We start from the raw sequence: 22,212 nt of genomic DNA, 5'->3' as shown, positions 1-22,212 counted from the left end.
CCCGCCGTCGTTGACCCGTACGGCCCCGCCGCGCCCCGTTCGCACCGCCCGCACCGCATCCCGCCCGTCCCTCCATCGAATAGGACGTACATGACCCAGGACCTCGCGCCCTCCGTCCGCAGCCAGGGCGCCGCCCCCTCCTCGCCGCAGGCGGAGGGCTGGTGGCGCAGCGCCGTCATCTATCAGGTGTACGTGCGCTCCTTCGCCGACAGCGACGGCGACGGCATCGGCGACCTGCGAGGGATCCGCGAGCGGTTGCCGCACCTGGCCGGGCTGGGTGTGGACGCCGTGTGGCTGACGCCGTTCTACGCCTCGCCGCAGGCGGACGGCGGTTACGACGTGGCGGACTACCGTGCCGTGGACCCGCTGTTCGGGGACCTGTCGGACGCCGACGACCTGGTCCGGGAGGCGCACCGGCTGGGGCTGCGGGTCATCGTCGACATCGTGCCCAACCACACCTCCGAGCAGCACGCGTGGTTCCGGGCCGCGCTCGCGGACCGCCCGGGGGGGACGGCCCGCGCGCGCTACCACTTCCGGCCGGGCCGGGGCGCCGCCGGGGAACTGCCGCCCAACGACTGGGAGTCCGTGTTCGGCGGCCCGGCGTGGACCCGTACGGCCGGCCCCGACGGCGCCCCGGGCGAGTGGTACCTCCACCTCTTCGCCCCCGAGCAGCCCGACCTCAACTGGGAGAACCCCCAGGTGCGGGAGGAGTTCGACTCGGTGCTGCGGTTCTGGCTGGACCTGGGCGTGGACGGCTTCCGGATCGACGTGGCGCACGGCATGGTCAAGGCCCCCGGGCTGCCGGACATCGGCCGCAAGGAGCAGGCGAAGCTGATCGGCGCGCAGGTGCTGCCGTTCTTCGACCAGGACGGGGTGCACGAGATCCACCGCGCCTGGCGGCAGCTGCTGGACTCCTACGACGGCGAGCGGATCGGGGTGGCCGAGGCGTGGGCGCCGACCTCGGAGCGGCTGGCGCTGTACGTGCGCCCGGACGAGCTGCACCAGGCGTTCAACTTCCAGTTCCTGACCTGCGCGTGGGACGCGGCGGAGATGCGCACGGTGATCGACGCGTCACTGGAGGCGACCCGGTCGGTGGGCGCCCCGACCACCTGGGTGCTGTCCAACCACGACGTCGTGCGGCACACCACCCGCTACGGCGGTGGTGAGCGGGGCCTCGCGCGGGCGCGGGCGGCGGCGCTGCTGATGCTGGCGCTGCCCGGCTCGGCCTATGTCTACCAGGGCGAGGAGCTGGGCCTGCCGGAGGTCGTGGACCTGCCGGACGAGGTGCGCCAGGACCCGGCGTTCTTCCGGGGGGACGGCCAGGACGGCACCCGGGACGGCTGCCGGGTGCCGCTGCCGTGGTCGGGCGAGACGGCCCCGTACGGCTTCGGGCCGGGCGGCAGCTGGCTGCCGCAGCCGGCCGAGTGGGCCGAGCTGTCGGTGGCGGCGCAGTCCGGCGACCCGCGCTCGACCCTGGAGCTGTACCGCTCGGCGCTGACGCTGCGTCGGGAGCTGCCGGGCCTGGGCGACGGCGGGATGAGCTGGCTGGCCGGGCCCGAGGGCGTGCTGGCGCTGTCCCGGCCCGGTTTCGTGTGCACGCTCAACACCCTGGACAAGGAGGTGGAGATGCCGGTTCCGGGGCGCCCGGTGCTCGCCACCCGGGCCCTGGAGTTCTCCGGCGGCACGGTCCGGCTGCCCGCCGATTCCTGTGTCTGGTGGGCAGTCTGAGATGCGACCGGTAAGGTCCAGTCCTGTGACCGCCCGGCTAGCCGATATCGCAGCCCAGGCGGGTGTCAGCGAAGCAACCGTCAGTCGCGTCCTCAATGGGAAGCCGGGGGTGGCCGCCTCCACCCGCCAGTCCGTGCTGGCCGCGCTCGACGTGCTGGGCTACGAGCGGCCCGTACGGCTGCGGCAGCGCAGCGAGGGCCTGGTGGGGCTGATCACGCCGGAGCTGGACAACCCCATCTTCCCGGCGTTCGCCCAGGTCATCGGGCAGGCCCTGACCCGCCAGGGGTACACCCCGGTGCTGGCGACCCAGACGCCGGGCGGCTCCACGGAGGACGAGCTGACGGAGATGCTCGTCGACCGGGGCGTCGCCGGCATCATCTTCGTCTCCGGGTTGCACGCGGACACCTCCGCCGATATGCAGCGGTACGAGCGGCTGCGCGCCCAGGGCGTGCCGTTCGTGCTGATCAACGGCTTCTCGCCGAAGGTGCGGGCGCCGTTCGTCTCGCCCGACGACCGGGCGGCGGTCCGGCTGGCCGTCACCCATCTGGCCGCACTGGGGCACCGGCGGATCGGGCTGGCGCTGGGCCCCAAGCGGTATGTACCGGTACAGCGGAAGATCGAGGGTTTCCTGCGCGCGATGCAGGACGAGCTGGGCGTCGGGCCGGGCGACGCCGAGGAGCTGATCGAGCACTCGCTGTTCAGCCTGGAGGGCGGCCAGGCGGCGGCGGCCGCGCTCCTCGCGCGGGGCGCCACGGCCGTCGTGTGCGCGAGCGACATGATGGCCCTCGGCGTGGTGCGGGCGGCCCGCCAGCACGGCCTGGAGGTGCCCCGGGACGTCTCCGTGGTGGGCTTCGACGACTCCCCGCTCATCGCCTTCACGGACCCGCCGCTGACCACCATCCGGCAGCCGGTCCCGGCCATGGGCCAGGCGGCCGTCCGGGCGCTGCTGGAGGAGATCGGCGGGACCCCCGCGCCGCACAGCGAATTCGTGTTCCTGCCCGAATTGGTGGTTCGTGGTTCAACGGCTTCGGCTCCGGCCCAAGACCAGACTTGGGGATGATCTGGCCTCCGCGCGTTTCTGGCAGACTGTTTCTCTATGGGTGAAGCGACAGTAAGGACACTGGAAGGCCGGACGGCCGCCCCGCCACCCACCGAGGAGCGAGCGGAGCGGCTGTCGCCCGAGGGTGCCGCCCAGCGAAAACCACGCCTGTGGACGCCGCGCTCACCGCGCCGGCCACGGCTGTGGTTCGAGGTGCTGCTGATCGCGGCGAGTTACTGGACGTACTCCCTCGTGCGCAACGCCGTGCCCGAGCAGCGGGCCGCGGCGTTGCGCAACGCCGACTGGATCTGGCGCGTGGAGAACACCCTCCACATCGCCGTGGAGGACACCGTCAACCACGCCGTCAATTCGGTGACGTGGCTGATCGTGGGGATGAACTACTACTACGCCACCCTGCACTTCGTCCTCACCATCGGTGTGCTGGTGTGGCTCTACCGCTGGCATCCCGGGCGGTACGCCGCGGCCCGGCTGGCCCTCTTCGCGACCACGGGCGTCGCCCTGCTCGGCTATTACCTCTTCCCGCTGGCCCCGCCCCGGCTGATGAACGGCGTGGACTTCGTGGACACCGTCCTGGTGCACCACACCTGGGGTTCGATGGCCTCGGGCAACCTCGCCAACGTCTCCAACCAGTACGCGGCGATGCCGTCGATGCACATCGGCTGGTCCACGTGGTGCGGCGTCACCATCGCCCTGCTGGCCCGGCCGGTGTGGGTGAAGGTCCTGGGGGCGCTGTATCCGGTGGCGACGCTGGTCGTGATCGTGGCGACGGCGAACCACTTCTGGCTGGACGCGGTGGGCGGGCTGCTGTGCCTCGCGTTCGGGTTCGGGCTGTCGTTCGCCTGGTTCCGGGCGTTCCCGCACCGGTTGGCGCGGCACGTGGCCGTGCAGCGGGCGGGATAGGGCGGTTCCCCCCTCCCCACCGGGAGGGGACCCGCCGGGGGAGGGGCCCGGGGTCATGCCCCGTAGAACAGCTCCTCCACCACCGCGCGGGCGCGCCGCGTCGTCCGGCGGTAGTCGTCCAGCATCTCCCCCACGTGCCCCGGTTCGTACCCGAGGTACCGGCCCACCGCCGCCAGCTCCCGGCTCTCGGTCGGGAAGGTGTCGCCGGACCGGCCGCGCACGAGCATGACCGCGTTGCGGACGCTGGTCGCCAGCACCCACGCATCGTCCAGTATGGCCGCCTCCTCGGTGCTCAGCAGCTCGGCGGCGCGGGCGGCGCGCAGGGCCTCGCGGGTGCGGGTGGTGCGCAGGCCGGGCTCGGCCCAGCCGTGCCGCAGCTGGAGCAGCTGTACGGTCCACTCGACGTCGGACAGCCCGCCGCGGCCCAGCTTGGTGTGGGTCGTCGGGTCCGCGCCGCGCGGCAGCCGCTCGCTCTCCATCCGGGCCTTGAGCCGCCGGATCTCCCGGACGGCGTCCTCGCCCAGGCCCTCGGCCGGGTAGCGCAGCGGATCGACCAGCTCCATGAAGCGGCGGCCGAGGTCCTCGTCGCCCGCGACCGGCTTGGCGCGCAGCAGCGCCTGGCTCTCCCACACCAGCGACCAGCGCCGGTAGTAGGCGGCGTAGGAGGCGAGGCTGCGCACGATCGGCCCGGACTTGCCCTCGGGGCGCAGGTCGGCGTCGATGAGCAGTGGCGGGTCGGTGGTGGGCAGTTGCAGCAGCCGGCGCATCTCGGTGGCGACGGCGAACGCCGCCTTGGCCGCCTCCTCCTCGGGGATGCCCTCGCGGGGTTCGTGGACGAAGAGGACGTCGGCGTCGGAGCCGTAGCCCTGCTCGTGGCCGCCGAAGCGGCCCATGCCGATGACGGCGAAGCGGGTGGGGAGGGTGTCGCCCCACTCGGCGCGGACGGCGGCGCGCAGCGCGCCCGCCACGGCGGCCGCGTTGAGGTCGGAGACGGCGTCGCCGACGGTGTCGACGCGGAGGTGGGTGTCGCTGGGCCCGGCGGCGGTGCCGTGGGTGCTGTTGCCGGCCGGGGTGGTGCCGTTGTGCCGCCAGGAGGGTTCGGGGCCGGTGCGCCCGTAGGCACCGATGATGTCGGCGGCGGCGGTACGGAACAGCTCGCGGCGGCGCACCCCGCGCACGGCGACGATGCCTGCCTCGGCGTCCTCGGCGCGGCCCACCGCGGCCAGCACCTCCTGCTCCAGGGCCTCCCGGCCGCGCGGGCGCAGCCCCTCGGGGTCGCCGAGCAGGGCGACGGCCTCGGGGGCGCGCAGCAGCAGGTCGGGGGCGAGCCGGCCGGCGGAGAGCACCCGGGCGAGGTTCTCGGCGGCGGCGCCCTCGTCGCGCAGCAGCCGGAGGTACCAGGGGGTTCTGCCGAGGGCGTCGGAGACCTTGTGGAAGTTGAGCAGCCCGGCGTCGGGGTCGGCGGAGTCGGCGAACCAGCCGAGCAGGACGGGCAGCAGGGTGCGCTGGATGGCCGCCTTGCGGGAGACCCCGGAGGCGAGCGCCTCCAGATGGCGCAGGGCGGCGGCGGGGTCGGCGTAGCCGAGGGCCTCCAGGCGCTGGCCGGCCGCCTTGGCGCTGAGCCGGATCTCGCCGGGCTCCAGCTGGGCGACGGCGTCGAGCAGGGGCCGGTAGAAGAGCTTCTCGTGCAGCCGCCGCACCTCACGGGCGTGCCGCTTCCACTCCTTGCCGAGCCCGTCGACGGGCTCGGTGCCGGCCGGCCACTGGAAGACGCGGGCCAGCGAGCGGCCCAGCCGGCGCCGGTCGGCCTCGGCCTCCGGCATCAGGTGGGTGCGGCGCAGCCGGTGGAGCTGGATGTGGTGCTCCAGGGTGCGCAGGAAGCGGTAGGCGGCGTCGAGGGCGGCGGCGTCGGAGCGGCCCACGTAGCCGCCGGCGGCGAGCGCGGTCAGGGCGTCGAGGGTGCCGGCGCCGCGCAGCGTGGCGTCGCTGCGGCCGTGCACCAACTGGAGGAGCTGGACGGCGAATTCGACGTCGCGGAGCCCGCCGGGGCCGAGCTTGAGTTCGCGCTCGACCTGGGTGGCGGGGATGGACGCGACGACGCGGCGGCGCATCTGCTGGACGTCGGCGACGAAGTTCTCCCGCTCGGCGGCCTGCCACACCAGCGGGGAGACGGCGGCCACGTAGTCCTGGCCGAGCGCGAGGTCGCCGGCGACCGGGCGGGCCTTGAGGAGGGCCTGGAACTCCCAGGTCTTCGCCCAGCGTTGGTAGTAGGCGAGGTGGCTGGAGAGGGTGCGCACGAGGGGGCCGTTGCGCCCCTCGGGGCGGAGGTTGGCGTCGACGGGCCAGATCGTGCCCTCGGGGGTGACGTCGGAGCAGACCCGCATCATCCGGGAGGCGAGCCGGGTCGCGGCCCGCACGGCGTCGGCCTCCGGCGCGCCGTCGCGCGGCTCGGCGACGAAGACGACGTCGACGTCCGAGACGTAATTGAGCTCCTCGCCGCCGCACTTGCCCATGCCGATGACGGCGAGGCGGCAGCGAGCGGCGTCGTCCGGCTGCTCCTCGGCGGCGATCGCCAGGGCGGCGCGGAGGGTCGCGGTCGCCAGGTCGGCGAGCTCGGCGGCGGTCTGGGCGACGTCGGTGGTGCCGCAGACGTCACGGGCGGCGATGGTCAGCAGGCAGCGGCGGTAGGCGGCGCGCAGCGCGTCGGCGGGCGTGAGCCCGGCGGCCCGGTCGCCGCGCAGCCCCTCGGCGAGCGCCCGCTCGAACTCCGGTACGGCGGGGTGCAGATCGGCCGGCTCGTAGGCGACCAGCGCGTACCAGTCGCCGGGGTGGCGGGCCAGGTGGTCGCCGAGCGCCTCGGAGGCGCCGAGGACGCCGAGCAGCCGGTCGCGCAGCGGTTTGGCGGCGACCAGGGTGTCCAGGAACGTCTGCCGGTCGGCGCCGCCCAGCGCCTCCACGAGGCGGACGAGGCCGCGCAGCGCGAGGTCCGGGTCGGCTGTCCCGCCGAAGGCGTCGAGGAGGACCGGATCCGCCCGCACGGGCGCGAGCTCGGGGGTCTCCAGCAGCCGCTCGGCGGCCGCGGTGTCGGTGAAGCCGTGGCGCAGCAGCCGGGTGTACGAGCTGCTGCGGCGCCCCTGTGGCATTGTCATCGACAACCCTCTCGTCCGCGGTACCGGCCCCGAGAGGTTCCGCCGATGGCCGTGGCGGCCCGTGCCGATCCTGATCAGGATGATAGCCCGGGCCTCCGGGGGCGCTCCGGATGAGGGGAGCCCCGACACTTCGGGGGCATGGTTCTGGAGTGATCGCCCCATGGTGGCGTTGACGCAGGTCAGAGCGGTCAGGAAGAGTTTTTCCCCTGTGGTGGGGAGGGAGAGGGGCGGCGACCGGCCCGGTTGTGGAGGCGGCTCCTATTGAGCCTCTTCGTAGGGGGGCTGCCCTTTCGGGCGGACGAGGCGATCGGCCCGGAGAAGCCACGAGGGGCCTCTGGTCGCCGGGCGGGAGGCGAGGCGTGGCGGGGTGCCCGTCAGGCGGCGCAGAGGCCGCCGCTCCGTATCGCAGTGACGAATGCCGACCAAGCCGCCGCCGAGACGGTAAGCGCCGGGTCTTCCCGGCGCTTACCGTCTCGGACGGGAATCACGCCCACCAGGCCCGTTCCTACCTCCACGCAGTTGCCGCCATTCGTGCTGTGGCTACTCCGTCGCCAGGCCGAGGGGAGCGCATTTGCGCGGGTCATGGGCCTAACTCCTCCAGGTGCAGGGCAATCAGCTCGGAGGACGCTTCATGTGACAAGGCCACCGATGTCAACAGAGCATAGGCGCGCTCGGCAGCGGTGATCTGGGGAGGCTCCTCGGTCGTTCGCCCCTCCGGGCTGCAGCGACAACAGCGACTAGCCCCGCTCGGTCCCGTGGCTGACGGGTTGGACGGCCTCGCTCCGCCAGACTTGGGCGGGGCCGTCCGATGTGATGAAGGAGAAGCAATGGCCAAGATCATGAACGGAGTTGGGCGCGTTACGGTGTTTCCCCTGTTGCATCTGTGGCCCGACACTTATGGAGTGGTGGCTTACGCGGCGACGGGACAGTTCGGTGACACGGCCATCGTCGGGTACCTCCCCATCCCTGAGGTCCCCGACGTCTACCTCATGGACATTGCGGCCAGACACGCCGTAGGCAGCTCGGCCACCGCGAGCGTCGACCGGGTTCTGTGCACGGGGTGGAGTTCCCGTTCCGTGCCGAAGCCGGGCACGCTGGACCTTCCTGAGGCTGCATGGACGCTGGAAGTCGACGGGCGAGGCATTCCCAAAGAGACCCTGTACGGCCACAATCACCTGTTTACGGGTCGGTTCTCGCTCGACTCTCCGGATCTGATGGAGCAGGCCCGCAAGGTGCTGGACAGCCGGGCATCGATCCGTCAGGAGGTCCCGGTGGGGTAGGCCGACACGGCCGGTCAGGCCGCCGCATACGGCGTGAGCGGCCCCCTGGCCTTCCCCTTGTCGCCGCTGCCTGCACCCTCTGTCTCCGTACCGGGCGAGTCCCCACGACCGACCGCCGTGACCAAGGTGCGCGACCACTGCCCTGCCCCGTCCGGCCCTGCTCCGGGCGGGGCTCTCTCGGCTCTTTCCCGGAACACCCCGTCGCGAGCATCGGGAAGAGGTGAGGCTGGGGGGGGGAAGGCCCTGCGCAGCGGCCAACTCGCTCCACCTGCACATATCCGAAGGAGTCATCCCATGCGCCTCTCCGCCAGAGCCGCCGCCACCCTCTCGGCCGCACTCGCCCTCCTGATACCCGCGTACCCCGCCCCCGCCCAAGCGGCCACCCGAAACCCCACCGACGCCCGCGTCCAATGGATCGACCGCTCCACCCTCGCCTGGCCCAAGAACCTCGGCGACCCCACCCGCCCCCACCGCCTCAGCTACGACGCCGGCCGCAGAGCGAACGGCACCCTGGACCTGACCCGGCTCCCCGGCGGTCTCACCCCGGCCCAGCGGGCCAAGTACCCCCACCTCGCGGCCGGTTACGACGCCTACCGCGTCGACGCCCGGGGGCGCGAACGCACCGCCCTCACCGGGCGGCTCGTCGCCGAGACGGACGGGGTCGCGACCGGTGTGCAGATACCCGGCGTCCTCGACGACCTCTACGCGACGGCCGCCGCCGGGGCGAAGCTCGGGCCCGTGTTCCGGGGCGGCAGGCCCACCCTCTCCGTCTGGGCGCCCACCGCGAGCCGCGTGGCCCTGGAGCTCGACGGCCGGACCCTCCCCATGCGCCGCGACGACGCCAGCGGCGTGTGGAGCGCCGAAGGCTCTCGCGACTGGGCCGGCAAGCCCTACCGCTACGCCGTCACCGTCCGGGCGCCGGCCGCCGGGAAGACCGTCACCAACCTCGTCACCGACCCCTACTCCACCGCCCTGACCGCCGACTCCGCCCGCAGCCTGGTCACCGACCTCGCCGACCCGGCCCTCGCCCCGCCCGGCTGGCGGCGGCTGCGCAAGCCCGCCCCCGTACCGCTGCGCGACGCGGCGATCCAGGAGCTGCACATCCGCGACTTCTCCGTCGCCGACCGCACCGCGAAGCACCCCGGCGAGTACCTCGCCTTCGCCGAGCCCTCCTCGGCCGGCACCCGCCACCTGCGGGAACTGGCCCGCGCGGGCACCTCCTACGTCCATCTCCTCCCCGCCTTCGACTTCGCGACCGCCCCGGAGAAGCGCGCGGAACAGGCCCGGCCGGACTGCGACCTCGTCGCCCTCCCCGCCGACTCCGAGCGCCAGCAGGAGTGTGTGCGGAGGACGGCCGCCCGCGACGCCTACAACTGGGGCTACGACCCGCTCCACTACACCGTCCCCGAGGGCTCGTACGCCTCCGACCCCGACGGGCCGCGCCGCACCCTGGAGTTCCGGCGGATGGTCCAGGGCCTGGCCGACGACGGGCTGCGGACCGTCATGGACGTCGTCTACAACCACACCGCCGCCTCCGGGCAGAGCGAGAAGTCCGTCCTCGACCGCATCGTGCCCGGCTACTACCACCGCCTCCTCGACGACGGCGCCGTGGCCGGCTCCACCTGCTGCGCGGGCACCGCCCCCGAGCACGCCATGATGGGCAAGCTCGTCGTGGACTCCGTGGTCACCTGGGCGAAGGAGTACAAGGTCGACGGCTTCCGCTTCGACCTCATGGGCCACCACCCCAAGGCGAACATCCTGGCCGTCCGCCGGGCCCTCGACGCCCTCACCCCGGCGAAGGACGGCGTGGACGGCAAGGCCGTGATCCTCTACGGCGAGGGCTGGAACTTCGGGGAGGCCGCGAACGACGCCCGGTTCGTCCAGGCCACGCAGCGGAACATGGCCGGCACCGGCATCGCCACCTTCTCCGACCGGGCCCGGGACGCCGTGCGCGGCGGCGGGCCCTTCGACGAGGACCCGCGCGTCCAGGGCTTCGCCTCCGGGCTCTTCACCGACCCCAACGACTCGCCCGCGAACGGCTCCCCGGCCGAGCAGCGGGCCCGGCTGCTGCACGCGCAGGACCTCGTCAAGGTCGGCCTGAGCGGCAGTCTCGCCGGATACCGCTTCACCGACACGTCCGGCCGCGCCGTCCGCGGCGCCGACGTCGACTACAACGGCTCGCCCGCGGGCTACGCCGACGCGCCCGGCGACGCCCTGGCCTACGCCGACGCCCACGACAACGAGAGCCTCTACGACGCCCTCGCCTTCAAACTGCCCCGGGGCACCGCCCCCGCCGACCGGGCCAGGGCACAGGTCCTCGCGCTGGCGACCACGGCGCTCTCGCAGGGCCCGTCCCTCTCCCAGGCCGGTACGGACCTGCTGCGCTCCAAGTCCCTGGACCGCAACTCCTACGACAGCGGCGACTGGTTCAACGCGATCCACTGGGACTGCCGGGACGGCAACGGCTTCGGCCGCGGTCTGCCGCCGGCCGCCGACAACGCCGCCAAGTGGCCCTACGCCCGCCCCCTCCTGGCCGACCCGGCGCTCCGCCCCGGCTGCGGCCCGGTCACGGCGGCCTCGGCGGCCTACCGGGACCTGCTCCGGATCCGTACGACGGAGAAGGCGTTCCACCAGACCACGGCGGCGGATGTGCAGGCGGCCCTGTCGTTCCCGCTGTCCGGGCGGGACGAGACGCCGGGCGTGGTCACCATGCGGCTCGGTGATCTGGTGGTGGTGTTCAACGCGACGACCGGGTGGCGGAGTGAACGGATCGCGGAACTGGCCGGGGTGCGATACGGGTTGCACCCGGTGCAGGCGGGTGGCGCGGATCCGGTGGTGAAGGGGGCGGCGTACGACGTGGGGAGCGGGGTGTTCTCGGTGCCGGGGCGGACGGTGGCGGTGTTCAGGGCGGGCTGATTTTCAGCCCGTCCGGCGTTTGAGGACACCGCGCGGAGCGCGAAAAAGGGGGCCCGGGGGCTTGCCCCCGGTTGCGGGAAGGGGCGGGTAGGGGACAAAGCCCCGCGCAGCGGCACCCCCCGGTCAGGACGGCTGAGGCGCGAGCCGCCCCAGGCGCAGGACCAGGTCCGCCAGCGGCCCGTCCGCCGGTTCGTCCGCCAGGCTCCGCCGCAGCGTCCCGGCCATCCCCTCGTCGTACGCCGCGCTCACCGCCGTCAGCGCCGCGAAGGCGTGGACGAGCTGGAGTTCCAGCTCCTCCCGGGGGATGCGGCGGCCGTCCAGCCAGAGCAGCGCCGTCGTCTCCGCCAGGGAGATCCAGGAGCGGATGGCCAGCTCCAGGCGGGGCACGGGGGAGCGCACCGCGAGGTGGGCGAGCATCTCGTCGTACGCCGCCCGGCGCACGCCGTCGACCACGGCGCAGGCGTGGCCGGAGCCCGCCACCGGGCCGCCGCGCATCAGGGCGGCGAAGCCGGTGCCGTGCGCCTCCACGAAGTCGAAGAACCGCCGCATCACCCGCAACAGCCGCTCGCCCAGCGGGCCTTCCCGGGGCTCGTCGAACAGCCCGGACAGCTCCTCGGCGGCGCGGCACAGCGCGGCCTCGTAGAGGCTCTGCTTGCCGGGGAAGTAGTGATAGACGAGCGGCCGGGATATCCCGGCCGCCGCTGCTATCTCGTCGATGGAGACGTCGTCGGGGCGCCGGTGGCCGAACAGATCGAGGGCGACCGCGATCAACTGCTCGCGACGCTGCTCGACACCCATCCTGCGGCGGACCCCGTTCCTCATGACGGTCATACTAATGGCAGCCAGGGGAGGGTTCAGCGCACGGATCGGCCCCGCCCGGCCGCCTGTTCGGGGCTGGGCGGGGCCTGTGCGGAGACCGGGCGGAGCCGGGCCGGAGTCCGCCCGGTCCGCCGGGGGGCTCAGCGCAGCGCCGTCAGCTTCCGGCCGTCCGCGAGCCGCGCGCTCAGCTCCGTCCGTACGCCCGGCTGGGCCGGGACGGCGAGGAGCGCGCCCGGTGCCGAGCCCTTCACCCCGCCGGTCGCCGCGATCGACTGCACTCCGCCGCCGCCCGCCGCCAGGGCGTACCAGGTGCCGTGCGGTGACTTCCACAGGACGCCCGTCAGGATGTGCGGGTCACGGGCGCCGCAGACCGGGGTGTCCTCGGCGCGGGCCACGGTCGAGCTCGGGGCGCCCGGCCGGGCGCCCGGCACCTGGAACGTCGCCAGCACCCGGCTGCCCGCCCCCCGCCAGGTCTCGGCGCGGGTGCAGACCCACTCGGCGCTGCCGGTGCCACCGGGCAGCGGCTGCGTGGCGAACGGCCAGGCGTTGACCGAGCGGACGCCCTGCGAGCGGGCCGTCTGCAGCTGACAGGCGGTGTGCGCCCAACCGGCGCGCGCCGTGGCGCTGTTGACGTCGTGCGGGCCGGTGGGGGTGCCCGCGGTCAGCAGGGCCGGGGTCAGTTCGCCGAGGTCGGTCACCAGATGGCCGCCCATCTGGAGCGCGGGCCAGCCGCCGCAGTCGCTCGCCGAGGCCGGGCTGAGCGTCGGGTCGGTCACGCCGTCGTCGGCGAGGCGCAGGGGCTGGGCGGCCGCCTGCGGCTTGAGCAGGTCGCGCACCCCCACCTCGTTCACCCAAGGGGCCGTCAGATAGCGGACGTTGCTGTCGGCGCGGCCCACCACGACCGCCGTGGCGCCCGCGCCGTCGGCGCCGTCCGCGCGGGCGAAGTCCAGGGCCGCGGCGCCGCTGCCGTCACCGTCCTTGGACTCGGCGTAGCGCACCACGCGCAGGCCGTCGTACAGCACCACGACCGCCGCCTGGCCGACCTCGCCCGCGTACAGCAGCTGGGGCGGGCCGGCGGCCGGGCCGGTCTGCGTACCGGGCGTGGCCGTCACCCGGACGGCGGGGCCGGGCCGGGCCCAGACGGCCAGCGCCCGGCGCAGCAGCTCCCGGTCCGTGACCCGGCCGCCGCGCGCGGGCCAGACGGCGAAGCCGGCGCGGTCCGCCCGCTTCCAGGCGCCCGGGGCGGCCTTCGTGAGCTTCGCCGGGTCGAGGGCCCGCTCGGCCGAGGCGTTCCGGGAGTACGGCGGGGCGGCGGCGCCGTCCGGGCCGCCGTCGCCCGGCAGGCCCAGCAGGGTCCCGCACACCACGGCCGCCGCGAGGGCGGCGAGCGCGGCCCGGGTGTGCTGGCGGCGGCGCATCAGGTCCGTCGGCCGGGCCTGGAGCGAACAGGGGTCGAACTCCATCGACTCCAGCAGCGAGGCGTCCCGGCTGCCGGCCGGGGCGCGGAGCCCGTCCGCCTCGGCGAGCGCCGCGGCCGCGTCCTCGACCCCGGCCGCCGCCAGGACCTGCCGGATGTCGCGGTCGGAGGGCAGCTCCAGGGCGCGCAGCACATACGCGGCCCGGCCGGGCCCGGAAAGGGTGGCGAGCGCCTGGTCCAGGGCGAGTTCGTCGGCGCCGCCCGAGCGCGGGAACAGCCGCAGCCCCCACACCTGGGGCAGCAGCGGCGGCAGCCGGCCCGGCTTCGGCAGCTGCCAGCGCTCGCGCGGCCGGCCCGCCTCCAGCGCGGAGCGCAGCACGCGCAACCGTACATAGGCGTAGCCGGGGTCGGCGGGCGAGCCGTCGGCGCCGCGCGGCGCGGGGACGTTCAGCCCGGCGAGCTCCGTGGTGCCCACCCGGTTGCGGGGCAGGGCCCGCTGGGCGAGGGCGTGCGCCGTCAGGACGCGGCGGTTGCGGCCCAGCGCCGGCGGCAGTACGAGATACCCGAGCCGTACGAGGCGCGGGTAGTGCTCGATGAGCGCGGCCTCTGCCTGCTCGACATCGACGGGCGGAATGGGCCGGGGGGCTGTCGCTTGCTGCTCCACGTCCGTAGAACGAGTGAATGGTGAGATGGTCACCTCACCCCCGCGGGGGCGCACTTCCTGCGGCTCGCGCCCCCGCTATGCCACGCAGCGGGCGCGCACGCGGTCGATCGCCTCGTCGGGGATGCCGAGGGCGTCGCGGACGTAGGACTCCACCCCGCCGTGCGACCGGTGCATCTGCTCCAGCGCCGCCGTCAGGTAGGCGGGGCGCACGCCGAGGACGGCGTCCGCGATCTCCGGGTCGCCGCCCGCCTCCGTGAAGCGGTCGATGAGGGGCGCGAAGGCGGCGCGCACGGCGGGGTTCACGGAGAGGTACTCCTCCATGACCGTGGCCTCGTCCGCGCCGAGCAGCAGCAGGGCCACGGTGGCGGCCCAGCCCGTGCGGTCCTTGCCTGCGGTGCAGTGGAAGAGCAGCGGGCCGCAGTCGGGTTCGGCGAGCGCCGAGAACAGCAGGCGGTAGGCGGAGCAGGCGGGCTCGGAGGTGACGAAGGCGCGGTAGACGTCGGAGATCAGCTTCTCCGCCTTGCCGTTGCCGAGGTGCTCCTCGGCGACGGCCGGATTGCCGAGCACCGAGTCCAGCCGGGCGGGCACCCGGTCGCCGCCGGCCGCGGCCACGCCGTCGGCCATCACGTCCGCGACGATCAGCCGGGCGCCCTCGGGCACCTGGTCGGGGCGCTCGCGCCGCTCGTGCTCGGTGCGCAGGTCGACCACGGTATGGATGCCGAGGGCGGCGACGCCGGGATCGAGCGCCGGGTCGAGGCGGTCGAGCTGGCCGGAGCGGAGCAGCAGGCCGGGGCGGACGGCGGAGTTGCCGGTCAGCGCGATGCCGCCGAGGTCGCGGAGATTGATGATCGTCGAGGCGTCGAACTGCGGCATGAGCGCGTCTCCCTTGTCGGATTTCTACCGTTATTGTGCCGAACGGTAGCGGAGGGCGCGCCCGTACCCCTTTCCGGGTCCCCTACGCCGCCCGGGCTCCCCGTGCCCTCCATGGTCCCAGGGAGATCCCCAGGCTCATGCCCATGCCCAGCCCCAGCGCCGCCAGGTGCCCCACGTCGGTGAAGGTGGGCCGCCGCCCCCGGAGCAGAGGGCGCGCGCCGAGCGCGAGGAGGGCGGCGCACGCGCCGGTGCGGGCGGCGCCCCTCGGCAGGGACGCGCCCAGGGCGCCCAGCACCGCCTGATAGCCGTAGCTCGGCCCGACGTCGGTCGCGGACCGGGTCCGCGACCCGGCGCGGACGGCGCGCAGCCCCGCGTACACCAGCAGGGACGCGCCCACGTGCCCGCAGACGAAGGCACCGGCCGCCCACCATGCCCCGTACGCGTACTCGGCGTAGCCGAGGACGGCCAGGAGCAACAGCGCGTAGGGGAGTTCCACCGGCCCCTCGGTGAGCAGGGCGCTGGTCGCGAGGGTGTCCCAGCGCCCGCCGTCGAGGTTGTCGGCGTTGGTCGAGCAGCGCCGCAGCAGACGCTCGCGCGCCGCGGGCGGCAGCAGCCGGTGCGTCGCGTACGAGCCGGCGAGGACGGTCCCGACGTAGGCGGGGGCGAGCCGGACGAGCCGTGGGGTCATCCCGCCATGATCGTCCGAACCGGGGGCGGTCTCAATCCCCTGGGCGCCCGGACCCTCGGACCCGGCGTGCCGGGCCGGGCGCCGCGGGCGCCGGGCCCGGTCCCACGGCACCCGGTCCCACGGCACCCGGGCTCTGGCTCCCGGTCCGCCGGCCCGGCCTACGGCCCTCCGGCCGGCGAGCCCCGCCGGGCCCCGGTCCGCCGGCCCGGACCCGCAAGCGGCCGGCCCGCCTGCCTCGGGCCCGCGGCCCTCCCGACAGGCCCGGACCGAACCGGACCCGTCACGTCAATCGCCACCCGCTGAACTCCGCCGTGCCCCGCTCGCCGCTGCCGTCGTTGCCTGCGGTCAGGAACATGCCCACGTCCTGCCGCGCCGCCGTGCCCGGGACCCGTACCTCCGCGACCGGCCGCCATGTCGCGCCCTCGTCCGTGGAGCACTCCGCCCGGTACAGGTCCGTGCCGGCCCGGGTCAGCCTGAGGTGGACGGGGGCCTTGATGCCGGTGATGCGGCGGTAGGCGTCGAACGTGCCGTCGCCGTTGGAGTCGTACGACACGACCACGCCCTGCCCCGGCGTCACGGCCAGGTTCACGGCGCCCGGCGAGCGCCCCGCGAGGCCGTTGCGGACGATGATCCCGGACCGTGCCCAGCTCCCCGTGTCCGTCTGGGCGTCCACCCGGACCGACGCCACCGCCCGGACCGCCAGCGCCCCCGCGCGGTAGACGGTGCCGAACTGCTCGGTGCCCTTCCACAGGTCCTCGCCCGCGCCGTCGATCGCGAACCGGTCCTCGCCCAGCCGGCCGAAGACGGCGGCGTTGTCCGTCGCCGTGTGCCAGCCGGACCCCAGCGGCCCGGCCAGGAACAGGGTGCCGCTCCGCACCGACCGCACCCGGTCCTCGCCCTGCGGCCCGTAGACGGCGCTCACCTCGTACGGCAGCCGTTGCAGCGGGCGCTCCAGCGGCGCCGCCGGCGCGGTGACCCGCCAGCGGGCCGAGCCGGTGGCGCCCGGGGCCAGCCGGGGCAGCGAGGTCGCGCCCTGCGGGGTGGCGGTGAGGCCCGCGAGGGCGAGGTCGACGCGGCCGGTGCCCCGCAGCCCGTTGACGTTGGCGAGGGAGACGGTGACGGTCGTGGTGCCGCCCGGCGCGACGGCCGTGGGCAGCGCCGAGGCCGACAGCGCGCCCTGGTACGGGGCGGTGGCGAGGGCGTCCCGCACCCGCAGCGCCGTGCGGTGGGCGTCGCCCACCGGCCGCAGCGGATACTCCTTGGTCTCCCGGGTCCACGGCTCCTCCACCGTGTACCAGTCCACGGGTCTCGGCGCCCGGCCCTCCCGCAGCGCGTCCTCCAGCGCCTCCAGCCAGCGCCGCCAGCGCGGCATGTAGAAGTCGCCCATCAGGCCGTGCCAGTCGCGGTTCGCGTAGTCGTGCAGCTTCCCGTCGTCGGACGTCGCCCGCCCGCCCCACACGGTGATCAGTATCCTGGCCGTGCGCTCCAGCTCCGTGGCCTGCGCGGTCCCGGTCGCCCACGCCCGCGCCGCCGCGTTCCACGGGCCGACCAGGAACTCCCGGTGCGTCCCCGCGATGTCGTCGGCCAGCCGCATCAGCCTCAGCCACAGCGCCGCGAGCGTGCGGAACGCGGCCAGGTCCTTGCGCTCGTACGCGCTCCGCAGCTCGGGCAGCAGCTGCCTGCTGCGGTGCGCGAGCGCCTGCCGGGCGACGTCGACCAGGTCGAAGCGGTACGTGTCGGTGGCGCGCAGCGGCGCGCCCGCGGCCAGCAGCCCGGCCAGCGCGGCGTCGAAGCGGGCCGGGTCGTAGGACAGGGCGCTCGGCGCGTACTCGCCCGCGCGGTCGGCGGCGAGGTCCGGGCGGGCGGCGAACAGGCTGTCGTGCGGGTCGCTGCGCTCGGGCGCCTCCTGCCGGTAGGCGGTCTCGCACAGCGCGGTCCAGGCGCCCCGCGCGGCCGGGTCCTCGCGCCCGTAGCGGAAGGCGGCGTACGCGCCGAACCACCCGGCGCGGTCGGGCGCCCGGTCCTGCCAGGCCAGCTCGGAGAAGAACTCGAAGGCCGCGGGGTCGCGGTCGGCGGCCTCCGGCATGTAGGCGGTGCCGACGAGGGCGCTGTCCGGCTTGTCGCGCCAGGCGAAGAACTTCTCGGTCCACAGGTGCGTCTTGGCGCCGATCGTCGTCCGCCCGCCGAAGTTCGGGATCGTGCCGAACGCGTACGGGGTGCCGCCCCAGTCCTTCTCCCGGTCGGTGATGCCCTTGAACCGCTCCGAGATCCCGTCGACGATCAGCATCCGCTTGCGGTCGACGGCGTTCAGGAGTTCGGGGAGCGGGTTGTCCTGCCAGCCGAGGATCACCCAGGTGGCGTCCGGGTGCGCGGTGCGCAGCGCCCGCTCGACGCCCTTGGCGGCGGCCGCGACGGGGACGCCGCCGGCCGTGCCGCCCTCGTGCAGCAGGTCCATCTTGAAGTGGGCGGCCTCGCCGAGGAGTTCGGCCTGGTGGCGGTAGTAGGCGGCGGCCACGCGCGGGAACGCCGCGGTGCGCGGGTCGAGCCAGTCCGGGCGCCGGAAGCCGTGCCACATGCCCTGCGGGACGACCGCCGCGCCGGGGTTCCGGGCGGTGAAGCCGTCCGGTACGGACCCGTAGTAGCCGGGCAGGACCGGGGCCATGCCCAGCTCCCGCAGCCGGTCGGCGATGCGCCGGCCGAGCGCGGCCCGCCGCGAGATCAGGTCGGGGGTGAGGGGGCCGCCGTAGCCGCTGAGGTTCTGGAGCAGCCACCACGGCTGGTGCGAGGGCGCGGGTAGCCAGGCGCGGGACTCGGCCTCGGAGTAGCCGAAGCCCTGCCAGAGGCGGTGGTAGACGGCCTCGTGCCCGGCGATCACCAGGACCTCGTTGCAGCCGTGCAGGGCCAGGATGTCGATCATCCGTTCCCAGTAGGCCCAGTCGGCGTACGGGGAGGTGTAGCCGTCGTTGGTGTCGTTGAGCGCGAAGCGGTGCCGGAGCCCGGTGGAACGATTCAGTCCGCGAGGCGGCGCGGGCAGGGTGCGGGGCAGGTCGAGCTGTCGCGCGTTCCAGGTGAGATGGGCCCGGCACCCGTACTTCAGGTACCAGTGCACGCCCGTCAGCAGCACCGCCGGGCTCGTGCCCGCCACCTCGATCCGGCCGGCCGCGCCCCCGACCTCGAAGCGCTCCCGGCCACCGGTGAGGGGAGTGAGCCGGAACTGCGCCGCGTGGTCGCCGAGCAGCCGCCGGAGGGCGGCGGCGGCAGGGGCCGTGGAGAAAGGGGCGCGTCCGTCGGGCGGTGCGGCTCCGGCGGGGGCGGCGGTGCCGAGGGCGGCCCCGGCGCCCAGGGCTCCGGCGGCACCCAGGAGCAGGCGTCTGGACGGGCCGGCCGGGGGCTCGGGCGAGGATTCGGGCGGCGGCTCGGGCGAGGGTCCGGTCGACGGTCCGGGAGGGTTCGACGGCTCGGTCATGGCGCTCCCCACTGTGCGGTGTGCGACAACGGACGCGTGCGAGGCGCACGCTAACCGGCGGCTCAGGGGGGAGCAATGGGGCGCGCGGGCGGTGGGTGCGTCCGGGGTTCTTTCCCCCACCCGCCCCGCCCCGCGCCCCGCTCACCCCTCCCCGCCCCGGTCCAGATAGGCCAGTACCGCCAGCACCCGCCGGTTGTCGTCGTCCGACACCGGCAGCCCCAGCTTCACGAAGATGTTCGACGTGTGCTTGGCGACGGCCCGTTCGGTCACCTGGAGCCGGTCGGCTATCGCCGCGTTGGACCTGCCCTGTGCCATCAGTTCCATCACCTCGCGCTCGCGCGGGGTGAGCCGGGCCATCGGCCGGTCCCGCTCCCGCCGGGACAGCAGCTGCGAGATGACCTGCGGGTCCATCGCGGTGCCGCCCCCGGCCACCCGCCGCACGGCGTCCACGAACTGGTCCGCGTCGAAGACCCGGTCCTTGAGCAGATAGCCCACGCCGCCGCTGCCGTCGGCGAGCAGCTCCCGCGCGTAGAGCTGCTCCACGTGCTGGGACAGCACCAGGACCGGCAGCCCGGGCGTCTCGCGCCGGGCCGCGAGCGCGCACTGGAGCCCCTCGTCCGTGAACGACGGGGGCAGGCGTACGTCCACGACCGCCACGTCGGGCTTGAGCTCCGCCAGTGCCCGGGTCAGCTCGGGGCCGCTCTCCACGGCCGCGGCGATCTCGAAGTCGTACGCCTCCAGCAACCGGACCAGGCCGTCCCGCAGCAGGAACAGGTCTTCGGCGAGGACTACGCGCACGGGGACTCCATTTCGGGAGGTGGCCCGCCGGGTGGGCGGGGCCGGGTCCCCTATGGTCGCGGATGGGGGAGGGGGTGCCGCTGCGCGGGCGCCCCTTCCTGAATGCCCTCAATCGCCGGACGGGCTGATTTCAGCCCGTCCGGCGATTGAGGACACCGCGCGGAGCGCGGAAGGGGGCCCGGGGGCTTGCCCTCGGTTACGGGAAGGGGCGGGGTGGGGAAAAAGCCCCGCGCAGCGGCGGCACCCCACCCGTCACCCCAGCACGCAGGGAATCTCCATCGTCACCATCGTCGGCCCACCCACCGGACTGCTCACACCCAGCACCCCGTCGAACGCCCCGAGCCGCCGCTCGATCCCGAGCAGCCCCGTACCGCCCCCGGCCGCCCCCGCCCCCGGCCGCCCCGCGCCCCGCGGCCGTTGTCGGTCACGGCGATCCGCAGCGTGCCGTCGGCGTGGTGCATGTCGACCCAGACCCGCCGGGCGCCCGAGTGCTTGGCGGCGTTGGTGAGGACCTCGCTGACCGCGAAGTACGCCGCCGACTCCACCGGCGCCTCCGCCCGGCCGGCCAGCTCCACGTCCACCTCGACCGGCAGCGGCATCCGCAGCGCCAGGGCCCGTACGGCGTCGCCCAGGCCGCGCTCGGCGAGGACGGGCGGGTGGATGCCGCGCACCAGGTCGCGCAGCTCGGTGAGGGCCTCCGCGGAGTCGGCGCGGGCCGCGGCCAGCAGCCGCTTGGCCTGCGCCGGGTCCTTCTCGATCAGTGCCTCGATGGTGCCCAGGCTCATGCCCATCGCCACCAGCCGGGCCTGGGCGCCGTCGTGCAGGTCCCGCTCGATGCGGCGCAGCTCCGCGGCCGAGCTGTCCACCGCGTCGTGCCGGGACTCGGTCAGCCGGTCGACGCGGAGCGTGAGCTCCCGCTCGCGGGTGGGCCGGAGCAACTGCCGGTTCAGCAGGGCGTGGCCGCGCATCAGGAGCCGGTTCACGAAGAGGCCGACGACGCCGAAGCCGAGTCCGGTGGCGGCCGCGAGGTTCGCGGTGAACTGATCGGTGACCGGGACGAAGGTGAACCAGAACGTTCCGTCCGCCCGGACGATCGGCTTCCAGACGCCGAGGGCCAGCACCGGGCCCCAGATCGCGTAGACGAGCAGGACGGCGGGCAGCAGGGCGAGCACCGTGCCGAGGGTCATGTCCACGAGCAGCCACTGGAGGTCGCGCCAGGTGGCCTTGTCCTTCAGCAGGGCCACGCACTGTTCCACCCGGCCGACGATCCCGGCGCGCGGGGCCGGGCGGGCGGGCCCGTACGGCGTGGGTATCCGTACGCCCGCCCAGTCCTCCGCCTGGCCGCGGCGCATATCGGCGTAGGCCCGCAGGGCCTTGACGGCGAGCGGGGTGGTGACCAGGCCGACGCCCAGTACGACGAGGCAGATCGAGAGCACGGTGAGGACGAAGAGCAGGATCGACATCACCAACCCGAAGATCGCGAGCCAGAGTCCCCTCGCGCCCGCCAGCAGTGCGTCGCGGACCTTCATCCGGTGTTCTCCTCGCGCCCGTTCCCGGCGCCCGTCCCTCGGGCCCCGGGAACAGTCTGCGTGATCACGTCCGGCCGGTCACGGGGGGCACCACCCGGCGCGTGGTGTACCTGGGTACACCCCCCACACCCTCGCTGACCTCGGCGTTTGTTCCCGGCGCGCCGGATCGGTCAGTAGGCGATCGGCGGCGCGTACTTGTACCCGACCCGCCGGACGGTGACGATCGAGGCGCGGTACTCGGCGCCCATCTTGCGGCGGAGCCGGGCCACATGGACGTCCACGGTGCGGCCGTCGCCCACGTGACCGTAGCCCCAGACGGTCTGTACGAGCTGGTCGCGGGTGTGCACCCGGTTGGGGTGCGCGACCAGGTGCGCGAGGAGCTCGAACTCCAGGTACGTCAGGTCCAGCAGCCGGCCCGCGACCCGGGCGGTGCGCTGCTCGGGGTCGATGCTCACCAGGGCGTCCCCCTCGGTGGCGGCGGGCTCGGGGGCCGGCTGCTCGGCCGGTACGAGCACCAGATAGCCGATCATCGGCGGCTGGCCCGGCAGCGTCGGGACCGTGTGCTGCGGCGCGGGCAGCCATGTCGCGGCGCCGGAGTGCAGCAGCTCGGCGACGGGCGGCACCTCGTCCGGGGCCACGGCGCGGAGTCGGTGGCGGTGGGCGGGGTGCGGAGCGGGGGAACCGGCCGGCGCCTCCTGGGGGGCCGGGGCGGGCACGGTCAGGGTGCGGAGGTTCGTCATGGAGAGCTCAGCTCTTTCGCGCGAGGGACCGTCGAATGGACGTGCGTTGCGCGGGGCCGTTGGCCGGGTGCGGTGACCGGCGGCTGACTTCGACGTGGGGTCAGCGGGGGGAGTGGGCCTGCGCGGAAGTCGCGCGGCAACACACTCGGTCGAAGTCGTCATGCTGACGGGAAGGCCAGAAGGGC

The 22,212-nt window shown here is 74.6% G+C and carries 14 protein-coding genes and 1 pseudogene; 5 read left to right on the top strand and 10 right to left on the bottom strand.

The window, feature by feature from the left end:
• Positions 1–90 precede the first annotated feature (90 nt).
• Genes AF335_RS01410 through AF335_RS01400 form a run of 3 tightly spaced genes read left to right on the top strand, consistent with a single transcriptional unit; the run spans position 91 to position 3,688 of the window.
• Positions 91–1,728 carry a glycoside hydrolase family 13 protein gene (locus AF335_RS01410; RefSeq protein ID WP_102916408.1) on the top strand — a complete coding sequence of 546 codons (1,638 nt, stop codon included), beginning with the start codon at positions 91–93 and terminating at the stop codon, positions 1,726–1,728.
• A gap of 25 nt (positions 1,729–1,753) precedes the next feature.
• The gene (locus AF335_RS01405) at positions 1,754–2,788 is read left to right on the top strand and encodes a LacI family DNA-binding transcriptional regulator (protein ID WP_184743217.1); all 1,035 of its coding nucleotides are present in this window, start codon (positions 1,754–1,756) and stop codon (positions 2,786–2,788) included.
• A gap of 36 nt (positions 2,789–2,824) precedes the next feature.
• Positions 2,825–3,688 (top strand): phosphatase PAP2 family protein, encoded by an 864-nt coding sequence (locus tag AF335_RS01400; RefSeq protein ID WP_102916406.1) that lies wholly within the window; start codon positions 2,825–2,827, stop codon positions 3,686–3,688.
• Between the two features lie 53 nt (positions 3,689–3,741).
• On the opposite strand, the gene AF335_RS01395 is transcribed toward AF335_RS01400, so the two are convergent.
• Both AF335_RS01395 and AF335_RS01390 read right to left on the bottom strand, forming a co-directional pair.
• A complete protein-coding gene (locus AF335_RS01395; RefSeq protein ID WP_102916405.1) occupies positions 3,742–6,837 on the bottom strand; it encodes a bifunctional [glutamine synthetase] adenylyltransferase/[glutamine synthetase]-adenylyl-L-tyrosine phosphorylase in 3,096 nt (1,031 codons plus the stop codon).
• A 374-nt stretch (positions 6,838–7,211) separates the two neighbouring features.
• Positions 7,212–7,421, bottom strand: a complete 210-nt coding sequence (locus tag AF335_RS01390) for a DUF397 domain-containing protein (protein ID WP_102916404.1) — start codon at positions 7,419–7,421, stop codon at positions 7,212–7,214.
• A gap of 243 nt (positions 7,422–7,664) precedes the next feature.
• Between AF335_RS01390 and AF335_RS01385 the strand changes: the two genes are divergently transcribed.
• Together AF335_RS01385 and pulA are read left to right on the top strand one after the other, a co-directional pair.
• A complete protein-coding gene (locus AF335_RS01385) occupies positions 7,665–8,117 on the top strand; it encodes a hypothetical protein (RefSeq protein WP_102916403.1) in 453 nt (150 codons plus the stop codon).
• A gap of 276 nt (positions 8,118–8,393) precedes the next feature.
• A complete protein-coding gene (gene pulA, locus AF335_RS01380; protein ID WP_376697801.1) occupies positions 8,394–11,033 on the top strand; it encodes a pullulanase-type alpha-1,6-glucosidase in 2,640 nt (879 codons plus the stop codon).
• A gap of 123 nt (positions 11,034–11,156) precedes the next feature.
• Here pulA and AF335_RS01375 read toward each other — a convergent pair whose 3' ends face one another.
• The 8 genes and pseudogenes from AF335_RS01375 to AF335_RS01340 form a co-directional block, all read right to left on the bottom strand.
• Complete coding sequence (locus AF335_RS01375; RefSeq protein WP_102916978.1) at positions 11,157–11,855, bottom strand: TetR/AcrR family transcriptional regulator; 699 nt, start codon at positions 11,853–11,855, stop codon at positions 11,157–11,159.
• Positions 11,856–11,992: 137 nt separating this feature from the next.
• Complete coding sequence (locus AF335_RS01370) at positions 11,993–13,933, bottom strand: hypothetical protein (protein ID WP_102916401.1); 1,941 nt, start codon at positions 13,931–13,933, stop codon at positions 11,993–11,995.
• A gap of 75 nt (positions 13,934–14,008) precedes the next feature.
• Positions 14,009–14,806 carry a tyrosine-protein phosphatase gene (locus tag AF335_RS01365; protein ID WP_102916400.1) on the bottom strand — a complete coding sequence of 266 codons (798 nt, stop codon included), beginning with the start codon at positions 14,804–14,806 and terminating at the stop codon, positions 14,009–14,011.
• Between the two features lie 82 nt (positions 14,807–14,888).
• On the bottom strand, positions 14,889–15,494 hold the full coding sequence (locus AF335_RS01360) for a rhomboid-like protein (RefSeq protein WP_102916977.1): 606 nt from the start codon (positions 15,492–15,494) through the stop codon (positions 14,889–14,891).
• A gap of 280 nt (positions 15,495–15,774) precedes the next feature.
• Entirely contained in the window at positions 15,775–18,960 is a 3,186-nt protein-coding gene (locus AF335_RS01355; RefSeq protein ID WP_102916399.1) for an alpha-N-acetylglucosaminidase, read from the bottom strand.
• Positions 18,961–19,101: 141 nt separating this feature from the next.
• Entirely contained in the window at positions 19,102–19,758 is a 657-nt protein-coding gene (locus AF335_RS01350) for a LuxR C-terminal-related transcriptional regulator (RefSeq protein ID WP_102916398.1), read from the bottom strand.
• 252 nt (positions 19,759–20,010) lie between these two features.
• A pseudogene (locus AF335_RS01345) lies at positions 20,011–21,287 on the bottom strand (sensor histidine kinase).
• 170 nt (positions 21,288–21,457) lie between these two features.
• Positions 21,458–22,027 carry a winged helix-turn-helix domain-containing protein gene (locus tag AF335_RS01340; protein ID WP_102916397.1) on the bottom strand — a complete coding sequence of 190 codons (570 nt, stop codon included), beginning with the start codon at positions 22,025–22,027 and terminating at the stop codon, positions 21,458–21,460.
• Between the last annotated feature and the right edge of the window lie 185 nt (positions 22,028–22,212).

The sequence above is a fragment of the Streptomyces eurocidicus genome (genome assembly GCF_002891295.1).
Classification (GTDB): domain Bacteria; phylum Actinomycetota; class Actinomycetes; order Streptomycetales; family Streptomycetaceae; genus Streptomyces; species Streptomyces eurocidicus.
The sequence above is the reverse complement of the archived record's forward strand: the minus strand, read 5'-3'. Positions and strand labels throughout refer to the sequence as shown.